The sequence below is a fragment of the Archangium gephyra genome, assembly GCF_042230915.1.
GTDB classification, from domain to species: domain Bacteria; phylum Myxococcota; class Myxococcia; order Myxococcales; family Myxococcaceae; genus Archangium; species Archangium gephyra_B.
The window spans coordinates 1,224,821-1,249,766 of sequence record NZ_CP102578.1; the positions used below are offsets into that span (position 1 = coordinate 1,224,821).

At 69.9% G+C, this 24,946-nt stretch carries 23 protein-coding genes; 13 read left to right on the plus strand and 10 right to left on the minus strand.

Annotated features, from left to right (window positions below):
• Positions 1-47: 47 nt before the first annotated feature.
• The 3 genes from NR798_RS05085 to NR798_RS05095 are packed head-to-tail and all read right to left on the minus strand — an operon-like array spanning position 48 to position 2,834.
• Positions 48-674 carry a phenylalanine--tRNA ligase beta subunit-related protein gene (locus tag NR798_RS05085; protein ID WP_375770276.1) on the minus strand — a complete coding sequence of 209 codons (627 nt, stop codon included), beginning with the start codon at positions 672-674 and terminating at the stop codon, positions 48-50.
• Between the two features lie 9 nt (positions 675-683).
• Positions 684-2,123 (minus strand): aldehyde dehydrogenase family protein, encoded by a 1,440-nt coding sequence (locus tag NR798_RS05090; protein ID WP_375773724.1) that lies wholly within the window; start codon positions 2,121-2,123, stop codon positions 684-686.
• Between the two features lie 36 nt (positions 2,124-2,159).
• Positions 2,160-2,834: a TetR/AcrR family transcriptional regulator gene (locus NR798_RS05095; RefSeq protein ID WP_375770277.1), complete on the minus strand. Its 675-nt coding sequence runs from the start codon at positions 2,832-2,834 to the stop codon at positions 2,160-2,162.
• 107 nt (positions 2,835-2,941) lie between these two features.
• On the opposite strand from NR798_RS05095, the gene NR798_RS05100 reads away from it, so the two are divergent.
• Both NR798_RS05100 and NR798_RS05105 read left to right on the plus strand, forming a co-directional pair.
• Positions 2,942-3,565, plus strand: a complete 624-nt coding sequence (locus NR798_RS05100) for a phospholipase D-like domain-containing protein (RefSeq protein WP_375770278.1) — start codon at positions 2,942-2,944, stop codon at positions 3,563-3,565.
• Between the two features lie 52 nt (positions 3,566-3,617).
• Entirely contained in the window at positions 3,618-4,961 is a 1,344-nt protein-coding gene (locus tag NR798_RS05105) for a sensor histidine kinase (protein ID WP_375770279.1), read from the plus strand.
• Positions 4,962-4,977: 16 nt separating this feature from the next.
• Here the strand turns inward: NR798_RS05105 and NR798_RS05110 are convergent, their stop codons facing one another.
• From NR798_RS05110 to NR798_RS05125, 4 genes are all read right to left on the minus strand, one after another.
• The gene (locus NR798_RS05110; protein WP_375773725.1) at positions 4,978-5,655 is read right to left on the minus strand and encodes a helix-turn-helix domain-containing protein; all 678 of its coding nucleotides are present in this window, start codon (positions 5,653-5,655) and stop codon (positions 4,978-4,980) included.
• A gap of 80 nt (positions 5,656-5,735) precedes the next feature.
• Entirely contained in the window at positions 5,736-6,638 is a 903-nt protein-coding gene (locus NR798_RS05115) for a fatty acid desaturase family protein (protein ID WP_375770280.1), read from the minus strand.
• Between the two features lie 107 nt (positions 6,639-6,745).
• Positions 6,746-7,111: a helix-turn-helix transcriptional regulator gene (locus NR798_RS05120; RefSeq protein WP_375770281.1), complete on the minus strand. Its 366-nt coding sequence runs from the start codon at positions 7,109-7,111 to the stop codon at positions 6,746-6,748.
• A 423-nt stretch (positions 7,112-7,534) separates the two neighbouring features.
• Complete coding sequence (locus NR798_RS05125; RefSeq protein WP_375770282.1) at positions 7,535-8,287, minus strand: hypothetical protein; 753 nt, start codon at positions 8,285-8,287, stop codon at positions 7,535-7,537.
• 500 nt (positions 8,288-8,787) lie between these two features.
• On the opposite strand from NR798_RS05125, the gene NR798_RS05130 reads away from it, so the two are divergent.
• The 5 genes from NR798_RS05130 (at position 8,788) to NR798_RS05150 (ending at position 14,773) form a co-directional block, all read left to right on the plus strand.
• Positions 8,788-10,524, plus strand: a complete 1,737-nt coding sequence (locus NR798_RS05130) for a HEAT repeat domain-containing protein (protein ID WP_375770283.1) — start codon at positions 8,788-8,790, stop codon at positions 10,522-10,524.
• Positions 10,525-10,564: 40 nt separating this feature from the next.
• The gene (locus tag NR798_RS05135; protein WP_375770284.1) at positions 10,565-11,527 is read left to right on the plus strand and encodes a ParA family protein; all 963 of its coding nucleotides are present in this window, start codon (positions 10,565-10,567) and stop codon (positions 11,525-11,527) included.
• 37 nt (positions 11,528-11,564) lie between these two features.
• Positions 11,565-12,611, plus strand: coding sequence for an extensin-like protein (locus NR798_RS05140; RefSeq protein WP_375770285.1), 1,047 nt, complete (start codon positions 11,565-11,567; stop codon positions 12,609-12,611).
• A 210-nt stretch (positions 12,612-12,821) separates the two neighbouring features.
• Positions 12,822-14,018, plus strand: a complete 1,197-nt coding sequence (locus tag NR798_RS05145; RefSeq protein ID WP_375770286.1) for a hypothetical protein — start codon at positions 12,822-12,824, stop codon at positions 14,016-14,018.
• Positions 14,018-14,773: a ferritin-like domain-containing protein gene (locus NR798_RS05150; protein ID WP_375770287.1), complete on the plus strand. Its 756-nt coding sequence runs from the start codon at positions 14,018-14,020 to the stop codon at positions 14,771-14,773. The genes NR798_RS05145 and NR798_RS05150 overlap by 1 nt, the downstream gene beginning before the upstream one ends.
• Before the next feature lie 229 nt (positions 14,774-15,002).
• On the opposite strand, the gene NR798_RS05155 is transcribed toward NR798_RS05150, so the two are convergent.
• Positions 15,003-15,581: a DUF924 family protein gene (locus tag NR798_RS05155; protein ID WP_375770288.1), complete on the minus strand. Its 579-nt coding sequence runs from the start codon at positions 15,579-15,581 to the stop codon at positions 15,003-15,005.
• Positions 15,582-15,689: 108 nt separating this feature from the next.
• Between NR798_RS05155 and NR798_RS05160 the strand changes: the two genes are divergently transcribed.
• From NR798_RS05160 to NR798_RS05185, 6 genes are all read left to right on the plus strand, one after another.
• Entirely contained in the window at positions 15,690-16,211 is a 522-nt protein-coding gene (locus NR798_RS05160; RefSeq protein ID WP_375770289.1) for a TspO/MBR family protein, read from the plus strand.
• Positions 16,212-16,246: 35 nt separating this feature from the next.
• Positions 16,247-17,158 (plus strand): ABC transporter ATP-binding protein, encoded by a 912-nt coding sequence (locus tag NR798_RS05165; RefSeq protein ID WP_375770290.1) that lies wholly within the window; start codon positions 16,247-16,249, stop codon positions 17,156-17,158.
• A gap of 13 nt (positions 17,159-17,171) precedes the next feature.
• Positions 17,172-20,744: a M1 family aminopeptidase gene (locus NR798_RS05170; protein WP_375770291.1), complete on the plus strand. Its 3,573-nt coding sequence runs from the start codon at positions 17,172-17,174 to the stop codon at positions 20,742-20,744.
• A gap of 2 nt (positions 20,745-20,746) precedes the next feature.
• On the plus strand, positions 20,747-21,667 hold the full coding sequence (locus NR798_RS05175) for an MBL fold metallo-hydrolase (RefSeq protein ID WP_375770292.1): 921 nt from the start codon (positions 20,747-20,749) through the stop codon (positions 21,665-21,667).
• 234 nt (positions 21,668-21,901) lie between these two features.
• A complete protein-coding gene (locus NR798_RS05180; protein WP_375770293.1) occupies positions 21,902-22,438 on the plus strand; it encodes a restriction endonuclease in 537 nt (178 codons plus the stop codon).
• Complete coding sequence (locus NR798_RS05185; protein WP_375770294.1) at positions 22,435-22,989, plus strand: hypothetical protein; 555 nt, start codon at positions 22,435-22,437, stop codon at positions 22,987-22,989. The genes NR798_RS05180 and NR798_RS05185 overlap by 4 nt, the downstream gene beginning before the upstream one ends.
• Positions 22,990-23,002: 13 nt before the next feature.
• Here the strand turns inward: NR798_RS05185 and NR798_RS05190 are convergent, their stop codons facing one another.
• Positions 23,003-23,809, minus strand: coding sequence for a M50 family metallopeptidase (locus NR798_RS05190; RefSeq protein WP_375770295.1), 807 nt, complete (start codon positions 23,807-23,809; stop codon positions 23,003-23,005).
• A gap of 76 nt (positions 23,810-23,885) precedes the next feature.
• Complete coding sequence (locus NR798_RS05195) at positions 23,886-24,926, minus strand: alpha/beta hydrolase family protein (protein ID WP_375770296.1); 1,041 nt, start codon at positions 24,924-24,926, stop codon at positions 23,886-23,888.
• Positions 24,927-24,946: the final 20 nt, after the last annotated feature.

Below are 24,946 nucleotides of genomic sequence, written 5' to 3' on the forward strand. Positions count from 1 at the left end.
CAGCGCACGGGCTCCCTGGGCCAGCAGGGACGTGACGTCCGGGGCGCTCAGGACCGCCGCTCCACCGTTACCCCCAGCCGCTCGAGCAGCTCGCGGTACCAGGTGAACGCCTGCTCGGTACGCCCCGGCAGGGCCTTCGTCCCCCACAGCACGGTGAGGGTGCGGCGCGTTCCGGCGTGCGTCTTGGTGCGCTGCGCGTCCTTCACCGCGTTGGCGCAGGGGCCCTCCGCGTCGAAGAGGCACAGCAGGCCCCCGAGATCGATGCTCTGCCCGGAGGCGTTGAAGACATACGTGGCCCCCGCGGGGGCGAGGCCGATGCGCAGGGGCTCCTTGGCCCGCTCCAGGTCCACCACGCTGATGGGCAGCCCGCTGTGCAGCGACACCGCGTTGCACACGTCCACCGCCGCGTTGATGGAGCCGAGCGTCCCATCCCCCGCCGCCCGCACCAGGTACTCGGAAGCCGGCTTGCTCCGGCCCGTGGGCTTGTAGCCGCCGTGGCGCAGCAAGTCGCGCACCGCGCCGCGCACGGCGTCATCGGCGCTCAGGGGCGCCGGGGCGTCCGGCTTCAACAGCGCCACCAGCCACTCGGGCGAGGGCTGCTCGGACAGGGGAGCGGGGAAGGTGGCCTCGAAGGCCACCGTGTCCAACAGGGGATGGGCGTCGACGGTGAGCACGCCGTCCTTCTACTCGAACAGGCGGCTGGCCATGCGCTGCATCTTCTTCGCCTTGTCCGTGTACGGCGGGAAGAAGGTTTGCAGGAAGGCAATGGGCCCCTGGCGCAACACCGCCCGTTCATGGCTGAAGGTCCGGAAGCCATACTCGCCGTGGTAGTTGCCCACGCCGCTCTCGCCGATGCCGCCGAAGGGCAGGTCCGCGTTCGTCAGGTGCACCACCGACGTGTTCACGCACGTGCCTCCCGCGGACGTCTCGGAGATGAGACGGTCCACCGCCCGCTTGTCCTGGCTGAAGATGTACATGGCCAGGGGCTTGGTGCCCGCGCGGATGTGCCGCACCGCCTCGTCCAGCTGCTCGTAGCGCAGCACCGGCAGCACCGGGCCGAAGATCTCCTCCTCCATGATGGGGGCCTCCGGCTTCACGTCCGCCAGCACCGTGGGGGCGATGTAGCGGCTGGCCGCGTCCACCACGCCGCCCACCACCACGCGCACCCCGCTGGCCACCGAGCGCTCCAGCAGCCCGTTCACCCGGGCGAACTGCGCCTCATCCACCATGCGGCAGAAGTCCGGCGTGGCCTTCCGCGCCTCCTCCGTCTTCCCGTAGAAGCGCTCGAGCGTCTCGCGCACCTTCGCGAGGAACTCCTCCTCCTTCGAGGCGTGCACCAGCACGTAGTCCGGCGCCACGCACGTCTGGCCTCCGTTGAGGAACTTGCCGAAGGTGATGCGCTCGGCCGCGGCCTTCACGTCCGCGTGCTCGTCCACCACCGCGGGCGACTTGCCGCCCAGCTCCAGCGTCACCCCGGCCAGGTGCTTCGCCGCCGCCTCCATCACCTTGCGCCCCACCCTCGGGCCCCCGGTGAAGAAGAAGTGGTCGAAGGGCAGCTCCAGCAGCGCCTGGCTCTCCTGCGCGCCTCCCTCCACCACCGCCACCTCCGACGGGTCGAACACGTCGCGCAGCAGCTGCGCCATGAAGGCCGACGTGTGCGGCGTCTTCTCGCTGGGCTTCACCATCACGCAGTTGCCCGCCGCCACCGCCGCCACCAGCGGGGAGAGGGTGAGCTGGAAGGGGTAGTTCCACGGCGCGATGATGAGCACCACGCCCTTGGGCTCGTAGCGCACCTCGCTGCGCGTGCCGGCGAGCAGCACGGGCGTGCCCACCTTGCGCGGCTTCATCCACTTGGACAGGTGCTTGATGGCGTGGTCCAGCTCCATCAGCACCAGCAGCATCTCGCTCGTCTCCACCTCGGCCGCCGGCTTGCGGAAGTCCGCGTGGATGGCCTGGTAGAGCGCCTCGCGCCGCTCCACGACCGCGCGCTTGAGCTTGCGCAGCTTCTCGACACGCTCCTTCGCGCTCGTCCGCGCCACGTCCCAGCGCCGGGCCCGCAGCCGCTCGAAGGTCTCCTGGTGGGGATTCTTCCGGCCCTGCTCTTCCATGCTCACCACGCGCATCGCGTCATCTCCTTGAGAAAGCGTTCCCATCGAAACTCAGCGGGCCTCCAGCCCGCGCAACAGGGTGCCGAGCACTTCCGTCAGCTCGCGCGTGAAGTCCACCCGCAGGGGCTCCAGGTGCGGGGCGGCCGCGTGCACCTCGCGCACCACCGGGGCCAGGTCCGCCATCTGCCGCAGCCCCACCACCAGCGCGTGCACGTGCAGGAAGAAGCGCACGCCCTCGCCGGCCTTCACGAAGGGCAGCCGCTTCTCCACCAGCGCCCCCGCCCGCACCACCGCCTCCAGCAGCCGCTCCTTGAAGGTGCGCACCTGCTCCACCGTGACGTTCTGCTCCAGCACCGTCTGCAGCCTCGCCAGCAGCCGGGTGAGCGGCTCCTCTCCCTCCAGCGTCTCGGCCACCGTGCGCGCCACCCGCGTCCCCGTCCACCGCCCCTCGCTCCGGCCCAGCGCCTCCTCCAGCCGCGCGAACCACGCGAAGAGCTGCTCCTCCAACAGCGCCAGGAAGAGCGCCTCCTTCGTCGGGAAGTAGAGGAACACCGTCCCCTTGGCCAGCTTCACCCGCTCGGCCACGTCCGCCATCTTCACCTCGTCGTACGAGGTGGCCCGGTACAGCTCCAGCGCCGCGTCCAAGAGCTGCCGCCGCCGCGCCTCCTTGTCCTCTTCCTTCCTCGCCCGCTGCGGCATCACCCGCTTCGCCGTGTTGCTGACCATGAGTCATCAACTAATGAGGACCCGGCAGGGGTGTCAAGTGACCTGCGGTCATCTGTTCAGGTCCGGAGAAACTCGCGGTGGCCCGGCCGGTGTGCGAGCATGTGGGTATGCGTCCCATCCAGGCGGAGTTGCTCGACGGCGGCGCGCTGTACCGGGAAGTGGTGCTGGGCAAGCTGGCGCACGCGCGCGAGTCGGTGTGGATAGCGACGGCGAACGTGAAGGCCATGTACGTGGAGCAGGCGGGGCGCTACGTGCCGCTCTTGCAGGTGCTGGACGGGCTGGCGGCGCGCGGGGTGGCGCTGCGGCTGCTGCACGCGGAGATGCCCAGCCGGCCCTTCCGGGCGGAGTTCGACAAGCGCTCGAGGCTGGTGCGGGGCGGGTTGGAGCTGAAGGTGTGCCCGCGGGTGCACTTCAAGACGGTGCTGGTGGATGGGGCGTGGGCCTACCTGGGCAGCGCCAACCTCACCGGGGCGGGGCTGGGGGCCAAGGGCGGAGACGTGCGCAACTTCGAGATGGGCTTCGTCACCGAGGACTTCGACGTCATCGACCGGGTGACGGCGCTCTACGAGTCGGTGTGGAGCGGGGCGGAGTGCCGGGGCTGCCGGCTGCGCGCGGTGTGTCCGGACCCCATCCTGCCCGAGGGCACGGACCCGGCGAGGAAGGGCCCCGCCAACGGCATCCGCCTGGGCAAGGCGCGGCGCCTGGTGCGTGGGCGCCCGGCGAAGCCCTAGGCGGCCCCCCCCCATACATTCCAGGTGTTCGGGGTGTTACGATTGTCACCCCATGACGGCCGACTCCACCGGACAGCGGGCCTTGATTCGGGTGAAGATGAAGAACTTCTTCGTCTGCTCGGCGCTGCTCATCGGGGGATTCATCGCCCACGGCCTGGCGGGCGGCTTCAGCCTGGCGCTCGCGCTGACGTATCTGGGGTGGTGCGCGAGCTTCATGGCGGTGGGGGCGGCGGTGGGGGCGGGGTGGATTCCCGTGAAGTCGACGGGGCTGTGGACCGGGCCGGTCACGCTCGGGGCGACGGCGGTGCTCATCCACCTCACTGGAGGGCCCCGCAGCCCCTGCTTCCCGATGCTCGGCTCCCTCCCCTTCGCCATGGCCATCTTCTCCCCGGACACGCGCCTGCCCACGGTGCTTGCCAGCGTGTGGGTGGTGGCCAGCACCGTGGTGCTGGACGTGATGGCTGGCGTGGCGCTGCGGGAGATGCTGATGCATGTGGCGAGCTTCGGCCTGCTGGGGGCGGTGGCCATCGTCGGAGGGCAGACGTACCGGCGCATGAGCGAGGCGGAGAAGGTGGCGCAGCAGGAGCGGCTGGTGGCGCAGCAGGAGCGGCTGGCGGTGCTGGAGCAGCTGGCCGAGAGTGAGCGCCGCCGGGTGCGGGCCGAGCGCGAGCGCGCGGAGGTGGACCGGCTGGTGCTGGTGGGGCAGCTCGCCGCGGGGGTGGCCCACGAGGTGAACAACCCGCTGGCCTTCGTGAAGTCCAACCTGGGCTTCCTGGAGCGCGAGCTGCGCAACGAGGGCGGGCCGTTGGACGTGGCCGAGCTGCGGGACGTGCTCGCCGAGACGCAGGATGGGGTGCTGCGCATCCAGCAGATCGTCATGGACCTGCGGCGCTTCTCGCGCGAGATGGAGGGGGGCGACGAGGGGCTGGTGGAGGACGCCATCCACGAGGCGAAGCGGCTGGCCTCGGTGCGCCTGCGCGGCCTGGGGGACATGGCGCTGGAGATTGGCCCGGGGCTGCCGCTGGTGCGGCTGGGGCAGCGGCACCTGGTGCAGGTGCTGTTGAACCTGCTGGTGAACGCGGCGGACGCGGTGGAGGACGCGGAGCCCGCGCGCCGGGCCGTCATCGCCGTGAGGGCGCGGCAGGTGGGCGGCGGGGTGCGGCTGGAGGTGGAGGACAACGGCCCGGGGATTCCCGAGGACGTGCTGCCGCGCCTCTTCGAGCCCTTCTTCACCACCAAGCCGCCGGGGAAGGGGACCGGGCTGGGACTCGCCCTGTGCCGCGAGTACCTCTCGCGGGTGGACGGCTCGCTCCACGCGGAGAACCGCCCCGAGGGTGGCGCCCGCTTCGTCCTGTGGTTGCCCGCGGTGGGGGCGCTCACCTCGGCCGCGGCGTGAGGCGGGTCCGGGGAGGCTAGGGCGTCTTGCGGTGCCGGGCCCGCCAGGCGCTGGGGGACTCGCCCGTCATCTTGCGGAACAGGCCGCTGAAGTGCTGGAGCGAGGCGCACCCCACCTCCACGGCCACCGAGGTGAGCTTGGCATCGCTCTCCAGCAGGAGCGCCTGCGCGGTGCGCACCTGCACCGTGTTGAGCTCGGCCTGGAAGGAGGTGCCGGTCTCGTGCAGGCGGCGCTGGAGCGTGCGCTCGGACATGCCCAGCTCCCGGGCCACGTCCGAGAGGTGGGCGTCCGCCAGCCGGGTGCGCAGCACGCGGTGCAGCTCGCCGAGCAGCGGCGACTGCCCCATCTGCCGCAGCACCAGCTCGTTCAGCTCGTCCATCAAGGCGCGGGACTCGGGCTCGGGGCGGCCCAGCCAGGCGAGCGCCTCATGCGGGTCGGCGAAGGCCCGGGTGGGGTAGCCGGAGCTGACGAGGCTGTAGAAGCCGCCCACCACCGCGCCCGCCATGCCCTCGGGCCGTACCAGCGCCTGGCGCTTCACCGTCTGGGAGAAGCCGGAGATGCGCGGCACCATGTACTTCACCAGCACGGACAGGCCGTTGGCGTCCGGGGCCTCCACGCGGCTGGCGTCCACCAGCGACAGGTGCGGCGCCGCGGGCGCGAGCTCCACGTCCAGCACCTGGGTGAGCCGTTGCATTTGCACCTCCCCGGGCCTGCCCCACACGGTGAAGCCGCACAGCTCGGGGGTGGCGTACCAGTGGAGGAAGTTCTCCCCCGTCAGATAGCGGCCGATGGGGTCTCGGAGGTAGTCGTCGAGTCCTTCTGCGGGGTGCACGGCGCGGCAGCATAGCGCTTGAGCAGCCGGGCCACCCAGAAGGGATGGATGGGGGCCAGCGGGGTTTGCAGTGCTGGACGAAGCATCCCCTCGTGGGCCAGCCGGGCCGTCAGCGCGGGCAGCTCCCGCCAGGGGGCTTGGGGACGCAGGTGGTGGGCCTGGTGGTGGCCGGCGTTGAAACACAGCAGGTTGTACAGGCGGGACGTGGACGTCACGGCCAGGGAGTCCCTCCGGGTGGCGTCCGTCTCGTGGTGCGCGGCGAGGTTGAGCAGGTAGATGGAGGACTGCCCCACCAGCACCATCCCGAAGTAGGAGAGGGCCAGCCAGGGCCGCCACAGGGCGAGCGCCACCAGCGAGCCCTGCAGCAGCACGAAGTCGAGCACCAGCTCGGCGCGCTGGCCCTTCTTCTGCGAGGCGGCCTTCCACACCTTGCCCAGCAGCGCGTAGGGCCAGAACCACGGGGTGAGGGTGGAGCGCACCAGGTACGTCAGCGCGCCCTCGCCGGGACGGCGCCGGCCCCAGTCCCCCTCTCCATCATTGTACTTGTGATGGTTGAAGTGATGGATGTGGTAGCCGCGGTAGGCGAAGCCACACGCCAGGCCCAGCGTGCGCGACACCAGCCAGCGCAACGCCCGGGGGCGCGCGATGGGCAGGTGCATGTGGTCGTGCAGGACGGCGTAGTTCCAGAACAGCACCAGGACGCCGGCCACCAGCAGGGTGACGCGGCCCGTCATGGGCTGGGCGTCCCAGCTCCACAGCAGCGCGGGGAGCCAGGTCCACCAGAGGGCATGGACGGCGAGGTGGGGCACATCGAGCGCGGGGAGGGCGGAGGGGCGGTGGGGCATACCGTTATCGATGTACGCACGCGGAGTGTGAACCGCTTCATTGCAGGCGCCAATCGGTTGCACGAGCGCGAAACCCGGGCACTTCCCGACAGAGTTCCCGCCGCGGCTCAGTCCCGGCTCAGGGTGGAGGCCACCAGCGAGAGCGCCCGGAGCTGGGTGGAGCTCAGCTTGCGCACGTTGCGCATCAGCCGCCGCATCACCCGCTCCACCTCCTCCTCGACAGGAGGGGGCGGCGGCGGCTCCTCCCAGACCGGAGGCTGGGCCGAGCTGAGCGCGAGCATGGCATCCGCGGACAGGTGCAGGGCCAGACAGATGCGGCGCAGCGTGGGGACGCTCGGCATGAGCAGCCCGCGCTCCAGCCGGCCGTAGACCTCGGTGGCCACCCCGATGCGCTCGGCCACGTCCGCCTGCGTCAGACCGGCCTTGTGCCGGGCTTCCCGGGCCGCGTCTCCCAGGGACTTGGAGAGCTTCAACTTCGCCTCGCGCCTGGCCCGGGGGCGCCGCGGGGGAGGCGGGATCTGCTCGGGGACAACTGTGGAAGTAGTCTTCGACACCATGGCTCCGCTCCGTCCTGACTCGTGGGTTATATGACTCGGTGAGTCATGTGTCAGCGGCGAACTTTTGAAGTTGGCTACGGATTGTCACCGCGCACGAAAGCAAGAGGCTCCCGGCGCGTGTTGGTGGCACGTGCCGGGAGCCTCTCGAGGCATCACGGGTCAAGGCAGGCGCCTCTCCCGTCCGATGCCCATACCTGGGTGCGGGCAGGGGTCCGGTGCCACCACGCACCTCGCCCCCGCACGAGCCGACTGGTGGACGACCCAGAAGACCCGCTGTCTTCACATTGCCTATCAGATTGAGTCGGGACTACCCACCTGTCAAGTCACCTGTGCCTCGCGTCAGGGTTGGAGCGCCTGCGGCGGGCGCGGCGCGCTGTAGCCGGGCAGGTAGCACTTGCCCTCGAGCTCATAGGCATCCTCTCCGCAGGGCGGACGGGCCTCGATAGCGACCCAGCATCCACCGCGGATGACGACCTCGAACCTCGACTTGCAGGGCGGGCGGTTCTGTCCCCTGAAGGGTCCCTGGGGCATGGGAATCGCAATGGCTTGCGCTGCGTCGGCGAAGATCGCCGCAGCGGGGTCCGGGCTGTCCACGGTCAGCACCGGTGGAGCGGCGGAGGGTGGGACGGGCTCTGGCGAGGCGTGCGTCCACGGAGCCGCCCCGAGCGCCAGCAGCGTGACGAGCGCCACGGCTCCGCCCAGGGCGCGGTGCCGAGGAGGAGAGGGCTTCTGGGGGCCGGCCGTCAGGTGGGCTCGCGCCTCCGGCTTTGTGTCGATGCGCCCCAGCGCCGCCGCCCACCGCTCCATCATCCACGTGAGCTGCCGCGGTTGTCCGTTCGCGGGCGCGCGCTCCACCTCCAGCGCGAGGTAGGGCGGGGTGACGTTGGCGGTGGCCCGTACCTGCCAGTCCTCTTCCGCCCGCAGATCTCCCTTCGGTCCGGGCATGAGCAGCAGGGCCGGGTTGCCCGTCTCGTCGTTGCGCGCCTCGTACAGCCGTCCCAGTCCGCCGCTGATGCCCCGGTAGCGTTTGAGAACCCGGTAGGGCTCCGGTGGTGCATCGCCTCGGGGACTGTCTTCCTTTTCGTTCTCCATGGTGTGTCCTCCCGGGAAGGACTCCTAACACACCGGGCTGACCAATCGGGTTGGGTCGAAACGGCGGGAGGTCTCACGGCACGTGGGGGGGACGCGGCTCACCGCGGTGGCGCGGGACCGACCTCCGAAGTCGAGCCGGAGTACGAGGTTCACCCGCCCGTGATTCCTGGCAATGGCTTGGATGTCTGAATGAATGTTCAGCGTCCATCGCTGGGACTCTCGGCTTATCGAAAGCCCGATCGCGCCGATGAGCGCCTGGCGGAGATCGGTGGACACACCTCTCCCTGATCGCGCGGAGGCCCGAGAAATCGGCCCCGGCGCGATTGTCAACGCCAGAGGTGGGCCGGGACGGAAAAGTCCCAACCATTTCAGGGGTTTACCTCGCATGACGGTCTGACATATGGTGGCGCGCTCCCGGGGGTCCCCGGGTACCGGAGCCCCGCCGCGTTCCCAGGCGCGGGGGCTCCAGGCGTGCCCCGGTAGGGAGGGCTGTACAGGCCGTGAGCGATGAGCGTCCGGACGCGCTGCTGAAGAGCGCACTCGAAAAGATCGTCTACTTCGAGGCACGTGCCGAGCAGCTCAACCACGAGCTGACGTCCACGCGCGAGGAGATGGCTCACCTGCGGCGCGAGCTGGCCCAGTCCGAGGAGCGCGAGCTGGCGCTGCGCCGGGAGGTGGCCGGGCTGGAGGTGCGCGTGGGCCGCATGGCCTCCGAGCGCGAGGAGCTCACCCGCCTCAACCAGGCCCTGCGCACCGAGCGCAGCCAGCTGCTCGGCAAGCTGCTGGAGGCCAGCCGCATCCGCACCTCGGACGGGCGCGAGCGCGACGACGACGACGATGACGGCCTGGGCATCGACCTGGCCTCGTTCATCTCCCAGCTGCGCAGCGAGGCGCTCGAGCGTCCCGCCGTGACCGCGTCCGCCGCCGCCCCGGCTGCTCCTGCCTATCCGTGGCCCTCGCAGTCCGAGCCGCAGCGCCCGCAGGAGGTGGAGCCCGCTCCCGCGCTCGCGGTGGTGGCGGCGTCCACGGCGGGCGTCTCCCCGGTGATGCAGCACGCGCAGCGCCTTTTCCTGGAGGGGCGGCTGGCGGTGAGCCCCGGGCAGATGGCGGAGCTGTCCGGCGGCGGCGACGAGACGCTCTTCGGCTTCTCCGTGCGTGAGCTGTCGGCGCCGGATGCCACCTCGCGCGTGCGCGCCGCCGAGCGCCTCAAGGCCCTGGGCCAGCCGGCCGCCGCGCCCGCGCTCGCCACCGCGCTGCACGCGGAGAAGGACCCCACCGTCCAGGTGGCCCTGCTGGCCGCCTTCGCCGAGGTGGGCAAGGAGGAGGGCGTCCTCGTGGTGTCGCCCCTGCTGGCCTCCTCCGTCCCCGAGGTGCGCATCGCCGCCCTCAAGTCGCTGCTGAGCATCGCGCCCCAGGAGGCCGCGCCCCACCTCGCCCAGGCCGTGAAGGATCCGGACCGCTCCGTGCGCCGCCGGGCCTCGCTACTGGCGCTCGGCCTGGAAGGCGAGGGCGCGCGGCGTCTGGGCGAGGAGGCCATCCACGACTCGGACCCCGAGGTGCGCAGCCTCGCCGCGCTGGCGCTGGGAGCCGGCAGCGGGGAGAACGCCCGGATGATGCTGCTGGAGGCTCTCAAGGATGACGAGGTGCGCGTGCGCCGCTCCGCCGCGCAGAGCCTCTCGCGCATCCTCGGCCATGACGTCTCCGCGGTGGTGGACATGGACGAGGGCCGGCGCCGCCGGGAGATCCGCCGGCTCGCCACGCTCCCCGTGCTGCCGGTGCGCGCCTCGCTCCTGCCGAAGCCCGCCCCGCGCGCCGCCGCTCCCGTGGCCGCTCCCGCTCCGGTGACCCCGGCGGCCGTCCGGGCCCCGGTGCCAGCCGCTGCCCCCGCGCCCGCCGTCCGTCCCGCGCCCGTTTCCTCCACCGCCCACCGCGCCGCCGTCCCAGCCGCGGCCTCGGCTCCCACCCGGGGCGCGGCCCAGCAGGCCGTCCGGACCGCCGCGGCCACTTCCGCCCAGGCCCAGCCCGTGTCGCGTCCCACCGCGCGCCAGCCCGCCTCTCCGGTGGAGGCGCTGTGTGGGCCTCTGATGTCGGAGATCCGCGCGGCCATCCGGGGCCGCTCGCTCGGTGAGCTGGCCTCTGGGATCTCCGCGCCTCCCGAGCTGGCCGAGGAGGCGCTTACCCTCCTGGTGGCCAGGGGAGCGATCATTCGGCGGGGCCACAAATACTTCGCCGCTTAGGGCAAGGTAGGGGCCGCCAGGTTTCGACGAAGGGTTCTCCATGGATGCGCCGACGTACAGCTCCAAGCAGGTGGCCGAGATGCTCGGCTTGCCACCGAAGTCCATCGCTCAGGCGCTGAAGCAGGACAGCTACACCGGCGCCGAGGTGTGGGCCCTGCGGGCGCAGCTCGGCGCGTACCCGCCGCCGCTCGGCCGCCGCAAGCAGCTCTTCCTCAACTTCAAGGGCGGCACGGGCAAGACGTCCCTGTCCACCTCCTACGCCTGGCGTCTGGCGGAGCTGGGCTACAACGTCCTGCTCATCGACCTCGACAGCCAGGGCCACGCCACCAAGTGCCTGGGCTTCGAGGGCGAGGACTTCGACAAGACGCTGCTCAACGTCCTGGTGCGCAAGTCGCCCATGTCGGAGGTCATCCAGAAGTCCTCCCTGCCCAACCTGCACTTCGTCCCCTCCAACCTCACCATGTCCACGGTGGACCTGGCGCTGATGCCCATGGCGGGACGCGAGTTCAAGCTGCGCAACGCCCTGAAGGAGGTCGAGGCGCAGTACGACGTCATCGTCTTCGACGCGCCGCCCTCCTTCGGCCTGCTCAACCTCAACGCGCTGATGGCGGCCAACGACTTGTTCGTCCCGGTGCTGGCCGACTTCCTCTCCTTCCACGGCCTCAAGCTGCTCTTCGAGACGGTGCAGAGCCTGGAGGAGGACCTCAACCACGTGCTGGACCACGTCTTCATCGTGGTCAACTCCTTCAACGCCACCTTCAAGCTGGCGAAGGAGGCGCTCGAGGCGCTCCAGACGCACTACCCGGAGTACCTGCTGCCCACCATCATCCGGCAGTGCACCAAGTTCGCCCAGGCCTCCAGCGAGGGGCGGCCCGTCTTCGTGGCGGACCCCAGCTCCAAGGGGGCCACCGACATCGAGGCCCTCATCCAGAATGTGCTTCCGCGCTTGCGGGTGGGCGCGGCTCCCGGTACCGATGATAGCGGTGCGCAGCGGGCCGGTTGACGTATAACCCCCCTCTCTCCCGCTCCCAGGCTCGTCCATGAAGAAGGCCTTTGAACAGAACGTGTCCCGCGCCAAGCCGCGCCTCCGTCTGGGGGCATTCACCGGCGTCGTCGACCCCGCCGCGCCCGAGGAGACGCAGGAGCCCGAGCAGGCCCTGGCGCAGACCCAGGCACCCGAGCCGGCCCCCGCGCCCGAGCCGGAGCTGGCGCCCGAGCCGCCGTCCGCCACCCACGACCTGTCCGCCGAGGTGCGTGCCCGTGTCGAGCGCGCCCGCGCGCCGCGTCCCACCGCCTCCGAGGTGATTGACGCCGCCCTGCGCGCCCCCGCCGTCCAGGCGCCCCAGGAGTCGGCCCCGGCTCCGGTGGCCCGCGTCGAGGCGCCCGAGCACGAGGTGGAGGTGCAGACGCCGGCCTCGCCCAGGGAGGACCTGGACAACCAGGCCCGCCGCGAGCGGCTCAAGGAGCGCCTCAAGGCGGTGCGCGAGAATCCGCGTCCCGAGCCCCTGCCGGCCAGCGTGGCCGAGGCGGGCCTGCGCGCGGTGGAGCGCATCTCGGCGCTGCAGTCCGAGCTGACCAAGGTGAAGTCGCTCAACCTCACGCTCACCCAGGAGCTGGAGGTGTCGCGGCGCCAGGCGGAGAAGGCCACCGAGGAGGCCCGCCTGCGCATGGACGAGGCGCGCCGGCTCGCCACCGACATGGAGGGCCGGGTGAAGCTGCTCGGCGACCTGGAGCGGGAGCTGGCCGCGCTGGAGGGCGAGCGCGACGAGGCCCTGCTGTCGCTGCAGGAGGCGCGTCAGGCCATGCAGGCCCAGGCCCAGGAGCGCACCACCCTGGAGGCCGCCGTCGCCGAGGCCAAGCGGGCCCTGGCCGACAGCCTCTCCGAGGAGGAGCGGCTCGCCGGTGAGCTGGAGTCCGCCAAGGACGAGGCCTCCGCGCTGCGCCGCACCGTGGACACGCTCCAGGGCGAGCGCGATGTGCTGGCCCAGCAGGTGGCCTCGCTCACCGCCGAGCGCGCCGAGCTGCTCGAGGCCCGCAAGGCGCTCGAGGCCGTGCACCGCGCCCTGAGCCAGGCGGTTTCCCGCTAGTACCCGGGTACACTCCCGCTCCCGCTTCCGAAGCCCACCGGTCCTCATGAGCCGGTGGGCTTTCGTGCGTCTGGCGGTCCGCGGAGCAGGCGGAGAGCCGGGCTCCGTTGCCGGGCTCATCCACGAGGCGGAGCTTTACCGGCGAACCCGGGGAGGGGTGTGGGCCGGGTGGCCAGCCGTCTTCCCCGAGACACTCGGAAGGAGTGGCACGTGGCTCTAGACCTCTTCAAGGAGAAGGGTGTCCCGCTGGATCGCCAGAGGTTCACCTGGAAGGACCTGACGCGGCGGATGATCAGCAAGCTGGATGACGACGCCTTCACCCGCGTGCGTGTCATCCTGATGAACGGCATCGAATCGGAGTCCGTGCGCTTCAGCCACGCCTGTGCGCGGATGAACCGGGAGCTTCGCGAGCCGCTGGCCCTCATCCGCCGGGTGGAACACTTCCAGCAGACGCTGGTCAACTGGATGAATCCGGCGAACCAATCTCCCCTGGAGACCACGCTCGGCTACGAGCAGACGGCCATCGAGGTGACGGCGAGCGTGGCCCAGCACGAGCCCGACCCGTACCTCGCCCAGGTCTACCGCTTCGGCATGCTCGAGGACTTCGATCATCTGTACCGGTACTCGGCGCTGTACGACCGGCTGTTCGGCAAGGACCCGAACTACATCACCCAGAGCTACACGGACATCATCCCGGGGCGGCTCACGGCCATCGAGCACCGCCACCCGCTGGACGACGTGCGCCGGCCCTATGAGGCGCGCACCGCGGCGCCCATCACCAAGCTCAACGCGCTCACCATCGTCTCGGCCGAGAACCAGGTTCACACCTTCTACATGAACATCGGGCCGATGTTCTCCGACCCGGTGGCGCGCCAGCTCTACGCGGAGATCGCCGCCATCGAGGAGCAGCACGTCACGCAGTACGAGTCGCTGTGCGACCCGGACGAGTCGTGGCTGGAGAAGTGGCTGATGCACGAGGCCAACGAGGTCTACAACTACTACAGCTGCCTGCAGTCCGAGACGAACCCGCGCATCAAGGACGTGTGGCAGCGCTTCACGGACTACGAGCTGGGGCACCTGCACTACGTGATGGAGCTCTTCCAGCGGCTGGAGGGGAGAGATCCGGCCGAGGTGCTGCCGCGGGAGCTGCCGGAGCCCATCGGCTACCACAGCCACCGCGACTTCGTGCGCAAGGTGCTGCGCGACGAGGAGGGCCTGAGCGCCAAGGGCACCGAGTTCGTGCCGCGCGCCGAGGAGGCCGAGCGCACGGTGCTCTACCGCCAGCAGCTCAACTCCGAGGGGAGTCCGTCCGCGATCGCCTCCGCCGGCTACCGCTGGCGTCCGGGCACCGAGCTCTCGCCCGAGGCCGAGAGCCTGAGCACCCTGGCCGACGGGAGGATCCAGTAATGGAACGCAAGGCGAGTGAGATGGGGATGAACCGCACGGGCCTCATGGTCCACCCGGTGAAGAGCAAGGAGACCATCGAGGGCGCGGAGAAGTACGGGCCGGACATCCCAGGAGATGCCTCGCTCATCGCGAAGGAGCGCCAGGATGTCTCGCGCGAGGTGGGGGGCCTGGGCACGGTGCCGCCGCCCAACCTGAAGGGGATGGCCAAGGCGGCGATGGATCTGCTCAAGGGGGGCCGGGCCACCGTCTTCGTGGACAAGCTGGGCCAGCGCCTGGGCTTCGAGCGCGCTGGGACGCGGCTGTACGAGTGCGCCCTGTCGAAGCTGGACGTGTTCGGGACGTGGGCCGGCGGGCCCTCGCGCGAGCAGCTGGAGAAGATCCGCCTGGATGAGCTGTCGCACATGGCGCTGGTCAAACGCACCCTGGAGAAGCTGGGAGCGGACCCCACGGCGCTCACGCCCGCGGCGGAGCTGCAGGCCAACATGTCCGAGGGCGTGCCGAAGATGCTGGCGGACCCGCACATCAACCTGCTGCAGTCGCTGGAGGGCCTGCTGACGGCCGAGCTGGTGGACAACGCGAGCTGGGAGCTGCTCATCGAGCTGGCGCGCGACCTGGGTCACCACGAGCTGGCCGAGGACTTCCAGCGGGCGCTGGACGTGGAGCAGGAGCACCTGGCGCTGGTGCGGGCGTGGATCGCCGCTGGAACGAGGCTGGAGGCGAGGGTCGGCGAGGAGGCCGCGGGCGCTCCGGCGTAGTGGACCGGCCGCGTACCTGCTCCAGTACCTCTCTCCCCCCCTCTCCCCTCTCCCCTCTCCCCTCGGGAGAGGGTCAGGGTGAGGGTGCCCGGGCCCGTTCTTCAACCCGTGGCCCACGGTGTGGACAGGGGGTTCAACCCGGGTTCACCCAACACCCTCACCCCGTCCCTCTCCCGGAGGGCGAGGGGAAATGGCCGCGAGTGATCAGCGCATGGCTGCCCGAAGGGGATTAGAACGAAGAGCCCGGCTCCTGGAGGAAGGCGGTTTCCTCGGGAGTCGGCTCCCGGCCCAGCCGGGCATTGCGGTGGGGAAAGCGCCCGAAGCGCGCGATGATGTCGTGGTGTCTCCGGGCGTACGCCAGCACCGTGGCGCTGGCCGGGTGCTGCGGGACGAGCGCCTCGAAGAGGGACACGGCGAGGCGCTGGTCGTGGATGTCCTCGCTGTGCTCGAAGGGCAGGTAGAAGAACCACCGCCACACCGGGGGCAGGGGCACGTCCAGGCCGCGGGCGAGCGCGTGCCGTGCCACCTCGAGGGCCTGGGCGTCGGTGGCGTAGGCGCGGGCCGAGTCGCGGAAGAGATTGCGCGGGAATTGATCCAACAGGAGCACCAGGGCCAGCGCGCTGCGCGGCTCGTCGCGCCACGCCTTCAGCTCGCCCGCGGCGGCCTTCTCGTGGGTGGCGAGGAAGCAGTGGGCACACTCGGCGTCGAAGGCCGGCTCCTGCTCGAACCAGCGCCCGCGAGGCTCGGTGTAACCCGGCTCGGACGGACGGCCGAACCAGAAGGTGAGGATGTCGTCCACGCTGGCCATGGCTGCCTCCTGGGATTGCGTTTCTAGCACTCGCCGCCGGACGAGGGTGGCCGCCGGGGAGGGGAGGGCGCAGCTTCTCACGGAGACACCCCGATGGAGGTCATGACGATGTTGGAGCAACACAATCCAGACAACCCGGCCCTGGGGAATCCATCCCTGCGCCGGGAGTCTTTCGTGGCGCTGGGCACCATTGGGGCGCTCACCGCGGGCACGGCGGTGCTGGGCGGGCGGGTGTCGAACAGCGGGCAGCTCTGGTACCGGCGGCTGCGCAAGCCCGGCTTCACCCCGCCGTCCTGGGTGTTCGGCCCGGCGTGGACGGTGCTGTACGGGTTGATGTCCGTTTCGGCGTGGCGCGTGTGGAACCGGCCGGCGGGTCCCCGGCGCTCGTGGGCGCTCGCCCTGTGGGGCCTGCAACTGGGCTTCAACGCGCTCTGGTCCCCGCTCTTCTTCGGCAAGCACCGGCAGCGGCAGGCGCTCGCGGACATCGCGGCGCTCGGCGTGAGCCTCGCGGCGTACACCGCGGTGGCGCGCAAGGTGGACACGGGCGCGGCGTGGATGATGGTGCCCTACCTGGGCTGGGTGGGCTTCGCCAGCGCGCTCAACGAAGAAATCGTCCGCCTCAATTCGTGATGCCATGATGCCCTCCTCTTCTTTCGGAGGGCTCCATGGAGCTCCGCATCCAGAACCTGTCCAAGCGCTATCCCAACGGCACCCAGGCGCTCCAGGACGTCACGCTCACCATCCAGCCCGGCATGTTCGGGCTGCTCGGGCCCAACGGCGCGGGCAAGTCGACGCTGATGCGCACGCTGGCGACCCTCCAGGAGGCCGACAGCGGCAGCGCCTTCCTCGGTGACATCGACGTGCTGAAGGACAAGGACGCGGTGCGCCGGGTGCTCGGCTATCTGCCGCAGGACTTCGGCCTCTACCCGAAGGTGACCGCGGAGGATCTGCTCACCCACCTGGCCACCCTCAAGGGCATCTCCAACGCGCGCGAGCGCAAGCAGGTGGTGGACGCGCTGCTGCAGCAGACGAACCTGCACCATGCGCGGCGCAAGCAGCTCGGCGGCTTCTCCGGTGGCATGCGCCAGCGCTTCGGCATCGCCCAGGCGCTGCTCGGCAATCCCAAGCTGCTCATCGTGGACGAGCCCACCGCGGGCCTGGATCCCGAGGAGCGCGTGCGCTTCCACAACCTGCTGAGCGAAATCGGGCAGGACGTCATCGTCATCCTCTCCACGCACATCGTCTCGGACGTGCGCGACCTGTGCCCGCAGATGGCGGTGCTCAACGGAGGCCGGGTGCTGCTCACCGGCGCGCCCGAGGACATCATCGCCCGGCTGGAGGGCCGCATCTGGAAGAAGTTCGTGGACAAGGCGGAGCTGGCGGCGCTGCAGTCCGCGCTGCCCGTCATCTCCCACCGGCTGCTGATGGGCCGCACGCTCGTGCACGTCTACAGCGAGGCGGCTCCGGACGCCGCCTTCTCGCCGGCCGTGCCGGACCTCGAGGACGCGTACTTCGCCGCCATCAAGGGACACCTCACGCAGGAGGCGGCTCCCGCCCTCCAGGCCACCGCGGGCTGAGGAGCCACCCACCATGCTCTCCATTGCCCTCTTCGAGCTGCGCCAGCGGCTCAAGCTGCTGTCCACCTGGGTCTATTTCGGCGTCTACTTCGGGCTCTCCTTCCTGGCGATGATCGCCTCGGGAGGCGCCTTCAAGAGCATCACGGTGGGAGGGGGAGTGGGCGGCAAGGTGTTCGCCAACTCGCCCTACAACCTGGTCATGTTGCTCACCATACTCGGCTTCACCGGGGTCATCGTCACCGGTGGCGTGATGGGCCAGGCCGTCTATCAGGACTTCGCTCACGGCACGCACCCCCTCTTCTTCACCGCCCCCATCTCGCGCACCCGCTACCTGCTCGGCCGCTTCCTGGGTGCCTTCCTCACGCTCAGCATCATCTTCTCGAGCATCGGCCTGGGCACCGGGCTCGGCGCCCTCATGCCCTTCCTGGAGCCGAGCATGGTGGGTCCCCCCGTGCCAGGCGCGTACCTGAGGCCCTATCTCCTCAGCATCCTTCCCAACCTCTTCTTCACCGGCGCGCTCTTCTTCGGAGTGGCCGCGCTCACCCGCCGCATCCTCCCCGTCTACGTGACCAGCGTGGTGTTGCTGGTGGGCTACCTCGTGGGCGGCGGCCTGTTGAACGAGCTCGACACGAAGTGGATCGCCGCGCTGGTGGACCCGTTCGGCATGAACGCGATGCGCCTGGCGACGGAGTACTGGACGACCTCGGAGAAGAACACCCTCCTGGTGCCGCTCGAGGGCTGGCTGCTCGTCAACCGGCTCCTCTGGGTGGGCCTGGGCGCCGCCATGCTCGGCTTCACCCTCCTGCGCTTCCAGCGGACCCACGCGCTGGCGGGAGGCCGCGCGGAGGCCACCCCTGAGACCGAGGCCGCACGGGCGCCGCTCACGGCCCTCTCCGTCACGCGCGACTTCCGGGGCAGCACCTTCCTGCGGCTGCTCCCGCGCCTGGCGTGGTTGGATTTGAAGGAGACGGTGAAGAACGTCTACTTCCTGGTGATGGTGCTGGCCGGCATCATCATGGTCTTCGGCGCCACGCGCACCCTCGGCTTCATGTACGGCACCCCCGTCTACCCGGTGACGTACCTGGTGGTGGAGCTGGTGGGCGGCGGCTTCAGCCTCTTCCACGTCATCATCATCACCTTCTATTCGGGCGAGCTCATCTGGCGCGAGCGTGACGCGCGCATGAACCAGCTCTCCGACGCGCTCCCCGTGCCCGGCTGGCTGCCCTTCCTCTCCAAGCTGCTGGCGCTGATGGGCGTGCAGGTGCTGCTCAGCGGGGTGCTGCTCGTCTGTGGCGTGCTGGTGCAGCTCTCCAAGGGCTATACCCACCTCGAGCCCGGCCTCTACCTCAAGGACCTCTTCGGCTTCCGGTTGGTGGACCTGTGGCAGCTGTGCGTGCTCGCGGTGACCGTCCACGTGCTGGTGAACCACAAGTACGTGGGCCACTTCGTGATGGTGCTCTACCTGGTGGTCAGCACGTTCGCCTCGACGATGGGCTTCGAGCACGGCCTCTACAACTACGCGGGCGCGCCCACGCACACGTACTCGGACATGAATGGCTACGGGCCGTTCGTCCCGCAGATGGTGTGGTTCCGCGCGTACTGGGCCCTGGTGGCGGTGGCGCTCGCCTTCGTGGCCCACCTGTTCTGGGTGCGTGGCACGGAGAGCGATGGCCAGTGGCGGCTGCGGCTGGCCGGCGCGCGGGCCTCGAGGCCGGTGCGGGTGGGCCTGGGCCTGTCGGTGATGGCCGCCGTGGCCGCGGGCGCCTTCATCTTCTACAACACCAACCGCCTCAATCCGTACAAGACGGAGCACGAGCAGCTGACGGAGTCCGCCGACTACGAGAAGCGGTACAAGCCGCTCGCGATGGTGGCGCAGCCGCGCATCGTCTCGGCGAAGGTGCAGGTGGACCTCTTCCCCGAGGAGCCGCGCATGCGGGCCCGGGGCACCTTCGGGCTCGTCAACAAGACGGCCGAGCCGGTGAAGACGGTGTACGTCAACCTGCCCGTGGAGCTGAAGGTGTACCGGCTGGCGGTGGCGGGCGCGGAGTCCGCGTCCGAGCAGGACACGCGGCTGGGCTTCTTCACGTACACGCTGCCCACGCCTTTGGCGCCGGGCGCCTCGGCCGAGCTCCAGTTCGAGCTGGGCCTGGAGCCGCGCGGTTTCCGCAACAAGGGCGCGGAGACGGCGCTCGTGGAGAACGGCACCTTCCTGCACAGCACGCTGCTTCCGCGGCTGGGCTACCTGGAGCAGTACGAGCTCCAGGACGACGAGTCGCGCAAGAAGCAGGGGCTCACGCCCAAGGAGCGCATGGCGGACGTGAATGACCTGGAGGCCCGGCGCAACACGTACATCGCCTCGGACTCGGACTGGATTTCGTTCGAGGCCACGGTGAGCACCTCGCCGGACCAGATCGCCATGGCGCCCGGCTACCTCCAGCGCGAGTGGACGGAGAACGGGCGGCGCTACTTCCACTACACGATGGACAGCCCCATCCTGAACTTCTACTCGTTCCTCTCCGCGCGCTACGAGGTGAAGCGCGACACGTGGAACGGCGTGGCCATCGAGGTGCTCCACCACCCGGGCCACACGTACAACGTCGAGCGGATGATTCAAGCGGTGAAAGACTCGCTCGACTACTACACGAAGAACTTCGGGCCCTATCAGCACCGGCAGGTGCGCATCCTCGAGTTCCCCCGGTACCAGGCCTACGCCCAGTCCTTCCCCAACACGATTCCGTACTCGGAGAGCATCGGCTTCATCGCGAAGGTGGACCCGGAGGATCCGAAGGACGTGGACTACCCCTATTACGTGACGGCCCACGAGGTGGCGCACCAGTGGTGGGCCCACCAGGTCATCGGCGGCAACGTGCAGGGCGCCACGCTCCTGTCCGAGACGCTCTCGCAGTACTCGGCGCTGATGGTGATGAAGAAGAAGTACGGCGAGGCGCGGATGGGCCGCTTCCTGCGCTACGAGATGGACCGGTACCTGCGCCAGCGTGGCTCCGAGCGCAAGCGGGAGATGCCGCTGCTGCGGGTGGAGAACCAGCCATACATCCACTACAACAAGGGCAGCGTGGTGATGTACGCGCTGCAGGACTACCTGGGCGAGGACACCCTCAACCGCGCGCTGGCCGCGTACCGGCAGAAGGTGGCCTTCCAGCAGCCGCCCTTCACGCACTCGCCGGAGCTGCTCGCCGAGCTGCGCGCGGTGACGCCCGAGCACCTGCAGTACGTCCTCCATGACTTCTTCGAGCGCATCACCCTGTACGAGAACCGGGCGCTCAAGGCCACGTACACGGAGGTGGCCGGCGGGAAGTTCGAGGTGAAGGTCACCGCGAAGGCGCACAAGGTGGCGGCCAACGACACGGGCGCCGAGACGCCGCAGCCGCTCGCGGACTGGATGGACGTGGGCGTGCTCGACGAGGACGGCAAGCCGCTCTACCTGGAGAAGCTCCAGGTGACGAAGGAGGACGTGGAGTTCACGGCCCTGGTGGACAAGCGTCCGGCGAAGGCGGGAGTGGATCCGCTCAACAAGCTCATCGACCGCAAGCCGGACGACAACACGGTGGCGGTGGAGAAGCTCTGACCATGAAGAAACCCGTGCGCCGGGTCTGGAAGGTGTTGCTCGGGGTGTTGGCGGTGGGGGTGCTGTTTCTCGCCATCGCGCTCACCGCGGTGCCGGTCCCCGAGCGCACGGATTTCGGTCCCTCGATTTCGGAACTGCGCGCGCTCGCCACGTCGGCGGGCGAGCCGCTGCCCACGGAGTTCCGCCGCATCGCGGTGGGCGCGGGCGTGATGCCGGCGCTCGCCGTGGTGGCGGGGCGGTTGTTCGGCACGTATCCGCTCGTCTACCAGGCGCATCAGGTGGTCTATGGCGATGGGCGGACCGTCATCCTCGACGCCGGGTGTGATGCGCGGACGCTGGAGGCCCACCTCCCGGGCTCCCATCTCGACGCCGGAAGCTACTCGCGGCTCCAGGAGGCGATGCGGCGAGCGGACGCCATCGCGCTCACGCACGAGCACTTCGACCACAGCTCGGGCATCGCGCACTCGCCGTACTTCGACGAGCTCGCGCCGCGGGTGATGATGACGGAGGAGCAGCTCCACGGGCGCGAGGCCGAGATGGCCGGCTTCACCGGGGACGTGGTGGGCCGGCTGAAGCCGCTGCGTTACGAGCGGATGCACCTGCTGCGGCCGGGCCTCGTGCTCATCAAGGCGCCGGGGCACACGCCGGGGACGCAACTGCTCTACGTGAGGCTGGCGGACGGCCGGGAGTTCCTCCTGGTGGGAGACATCGCCTGGCACCAGGACAACATCTGGCTGCCGCGCATGCACCCGAGGCTGGTGAACTGGCTCGTCCGGGAGGACGGCGAGGCGATGGCGCATCAGCTCCGCTATCTCCACGAGCTGCGGAAGACGACCCCGGAGCTCGAGCTCGTGGTGGCGCACGACGAGACGCAGATGGCCGGGCTCCTGCAACGCGGACTGGTCCAGGACGGGCTGCGGTAGGAACGCCTCGGCGGCCGTGCCCGCCCCCTGTCCTGTCATGCGTGCAGATGACCGCAGAGGGCAGGTGGGACGACTTGACGTGACGGGTTCTCACGGCGGATACTTTCGTGCGCGTCATACGCACGACGTGTGCGTGGGCAATGAATGGCGGGGAGGTCCGATCACAACGCGTGTCAGAGGGGCTCGTTAGCCTTTGCGCATGTGGGGGGCGTGGTCGGTGGCGGGAGGTGGGGCGTGGAAGTGGGGGAGGAGAGGTACGTCGGCTGGGTGCGGTCCATGGGGAGGGCCGCGCTGATCGATCTGTGGGAACAGCTGCAGGAGGCGCAGGACCTGGGGCCCTGGCCGCCGGGGAGAGCTTTCGAGTACCTCATCCTGCGTGCGTTCCAGCTCGAAGGAGCGCAGGTCATCTGGCCCTACAGGGGATTGTGGGAGCAGGTGGATGGGGCGATCTACGTCGATGGGCTCTCGTGTCTGGTCGAGTGCAAGCACTGGCGGGAGCCCGTCGACTTCAACCCGATCGCGAAGTTCAAGGTCCGGGTCGATCGGCGGCCCCCGGCCGCTCTGGGTCTGATGTTCAGCGTGAGCGGGTTCACCGAGCCCGCACTACGAGAGTCCTACGCGCAGCCACTGCGCAATGTCCTGCTGTGGCACGGCAGGGATATCTCTCTTGCTCTGAGGGCCGGCATGCGTGCGGCCCTCGGGGCCAAATGGCGAAAGGCCGTGGAGGAAGCCCAGGTGGATTACGAGCTCAAGGCGGAGGACCTTCGATGATTCCGTGTCTCGTCGTGCGAGGAGAGGTGAACGCCCTGGTGCTTCGCAAGCTGCTCGAACCCGAGTTCGGGCCTGAGCTGCGGGTGCTCGGAACGGATGTCTTCTCGGAGAGTGTCTCCCTGGCGAGGTCCGTCCTCAGCAACCGCAAGGCCATCGTGGCCCTCGTCGCGGGGACGCGCTCGGCCGAGCTCCAGAAGATTCGCGAGCTGCACCGCTTCCTCGTCTACGCGCTGGTCCAGGTTGACTACACGGACCTGTGGAAGGTGGTGCTGGTGGTGCCGGACGCGGAGGTGATGCTCTTCCAGGACCGGAACGTGCTGCGCCAGGTGCTCGGGCGGGAGCCGACGGAGGAGGAATGGACTCGAGGCCAGACCGAGCCTCTGCGCGTCTTGGAGGCGGTGTTCGGGCTCGAAAGGATACGTCTCGACAAGGAGCTGTGCCGGCGCCTGGAGACGGTGGATGTGAGCTGTCTGGCCGGGCACTTCGTCGTGCGGCAGGTGCGGGAGTTCTTCCAGGCCCACCGGGAGGGCCGCACCACCCTGGTCTTCTGAGCCGCCCCGCGCGTTACCGCGGGGACAGCCGGCCCGACATGGTCAGGCCCCGGGAGGCCACCAGTTGCCGGCGCCGGACGATGGAGCGCAGCCCCAGCCACATGGCCCCGAGCGACGCCACCATCCACACCGCCGCCCAGAAGGGCGCGGGCAGGTACGTGAGCTGCGCCATGGCGTGCGCGTCTGAGACGCCCACCTCCAGGCCGTAGCCGAACAGCCCCTTGATGTCCTGCAGTGCCAGGAGGCACGAGAGCGCGGCGATCCACACCACGAGCCCGCGCCGCAGCCACACCGGCCCCTTCCACGCCACCAGTCCCAGCAAGGCGCCCATGCCGGCGATGAAGCCGAGCGTGAAGAGTCCGTCCGATTGCGACGAGCCGGTGGCGAGCGCGTGGGCCTGGCCCGGGTCGGGCGGGAGCAGCGGCACCCACAGGACGGCCACGCCCACCATCCAGACCACCAGCGCCCACAGCAGCGCCCGTCCGCTGCGCATGCGCCCGGCGGCCACCAGCAGCAGCGCTCCGGCGAGCGAGGAGCCCACGTAGCCGCCGGAGGCGATGAGCAGCTCCCTCCAGAGCGAGCCGGTGAGGGAGTGGTAGGTGAGCCCGCCTGTCGCCGGGCTGATGGTGACGCTGCTCACGTGGGAGCCCACCGCCCAGGCGGCGAAGGCGTGTCCGCTCTCGTGCATGAGCGTGACGAGCAGCCGGAAGGGGTACAGCCACACCGTCTGCCAGAGGAAGAGGCTGGCCGCGGCGGCGAGCACCAGGCACGCCAGCAGCGCGCGGGTGGACATCGGCGGCGGCTCGGGGACGGGACGCATACCCCTTGGACGCTAACACGGGTGGTTTCGTTCCGCTGGCCGCCCCGGGACGGCCGGCGGGGGAGGAGGCCCTCTCCTAGTGAAGCTCCACGGGCCTTCCCCATCGGTCCGCGAAGAACTGAATCACATGGGCGTGCTCGAAGACGATCTCTCCGGGTTGCTCCGTGAGGTGGCCGTGCTCGGGGACGATCATCAGCGACACATCCTGTTGACGGGCCCGGGCCCTCCTGACGAACACGTCCGCGTCGGACAGGGAGACCTTGGGGTCGCGCCCTCCGAGCATGAGCGCGAGGGGGCCCTGGATTCTGTCCACGTAGGTGATGGGGGAGATGGACCGGAGCAACTCGGGCTCGGTGTCCGGGTCCCCGTACTCGCGTGCTCGCGCCTGCCTCAGGTCCTCCGGCGCGTTCTGGAAGAAGGAGAGCAGGTCCGTCTTCGCCGACAGGGCGAAGCCCGCGTCGTACGTGCCCGCGAACCGGGTCATTCCAATGAGCGTCTGGTTGCCGCCATAGCTCCAACCGAGGATGCCGACCTTGGGCGCCACGCCGTCCCGGGTGAAGCGTGTCCGGACGTACCGGCCGCTGGCCTCGATGTCCGTCTGCGCCTCGGGCTTCCGGGAGCCGTTGTCCGCGTCGGCCCACGCCTCGTCGCAGCGGTTTCCCCGGATGTGGGGCTCGACGAAGATGAAGCCCGCCCGCAGGAAGAACTCCGGCCTCCAGTGGTAGCGGGGCGGGGCACAGGCCCCATTGTAGAAGACGATGACGGGACAGACGCGGTCCTGGCACGGCGGCGGAACGCGGATGACGAGCGGAATCGTCACCTCGCCATGCTGGAAGGACTCCACGCTCCCGGAGGCGCTCCAGTGCAGGGTCTTGCCTCCATCCGCGAGAATCTCGCCGAGCCGCGCGGCGAGCCTCGAGTCGGGCTCCCGCCTGGGATAGGCCGCGAAGAGCTCCTGGGTGGAGCGGCTGCCCGTGACGAGCGCCTTCCCCACGTAGGCCGGACTGTCCGCGTCGGGATGCGCCCCGAGCACCGGAGCATGCGCACAGCCCGTGCTCCCCAGTGACAGCAGCGCGCCGAGCCCCGCGCGGACCGTGAGTGTCTTCACCCTCGCCATGGCGGCATCTTGCCACCCCC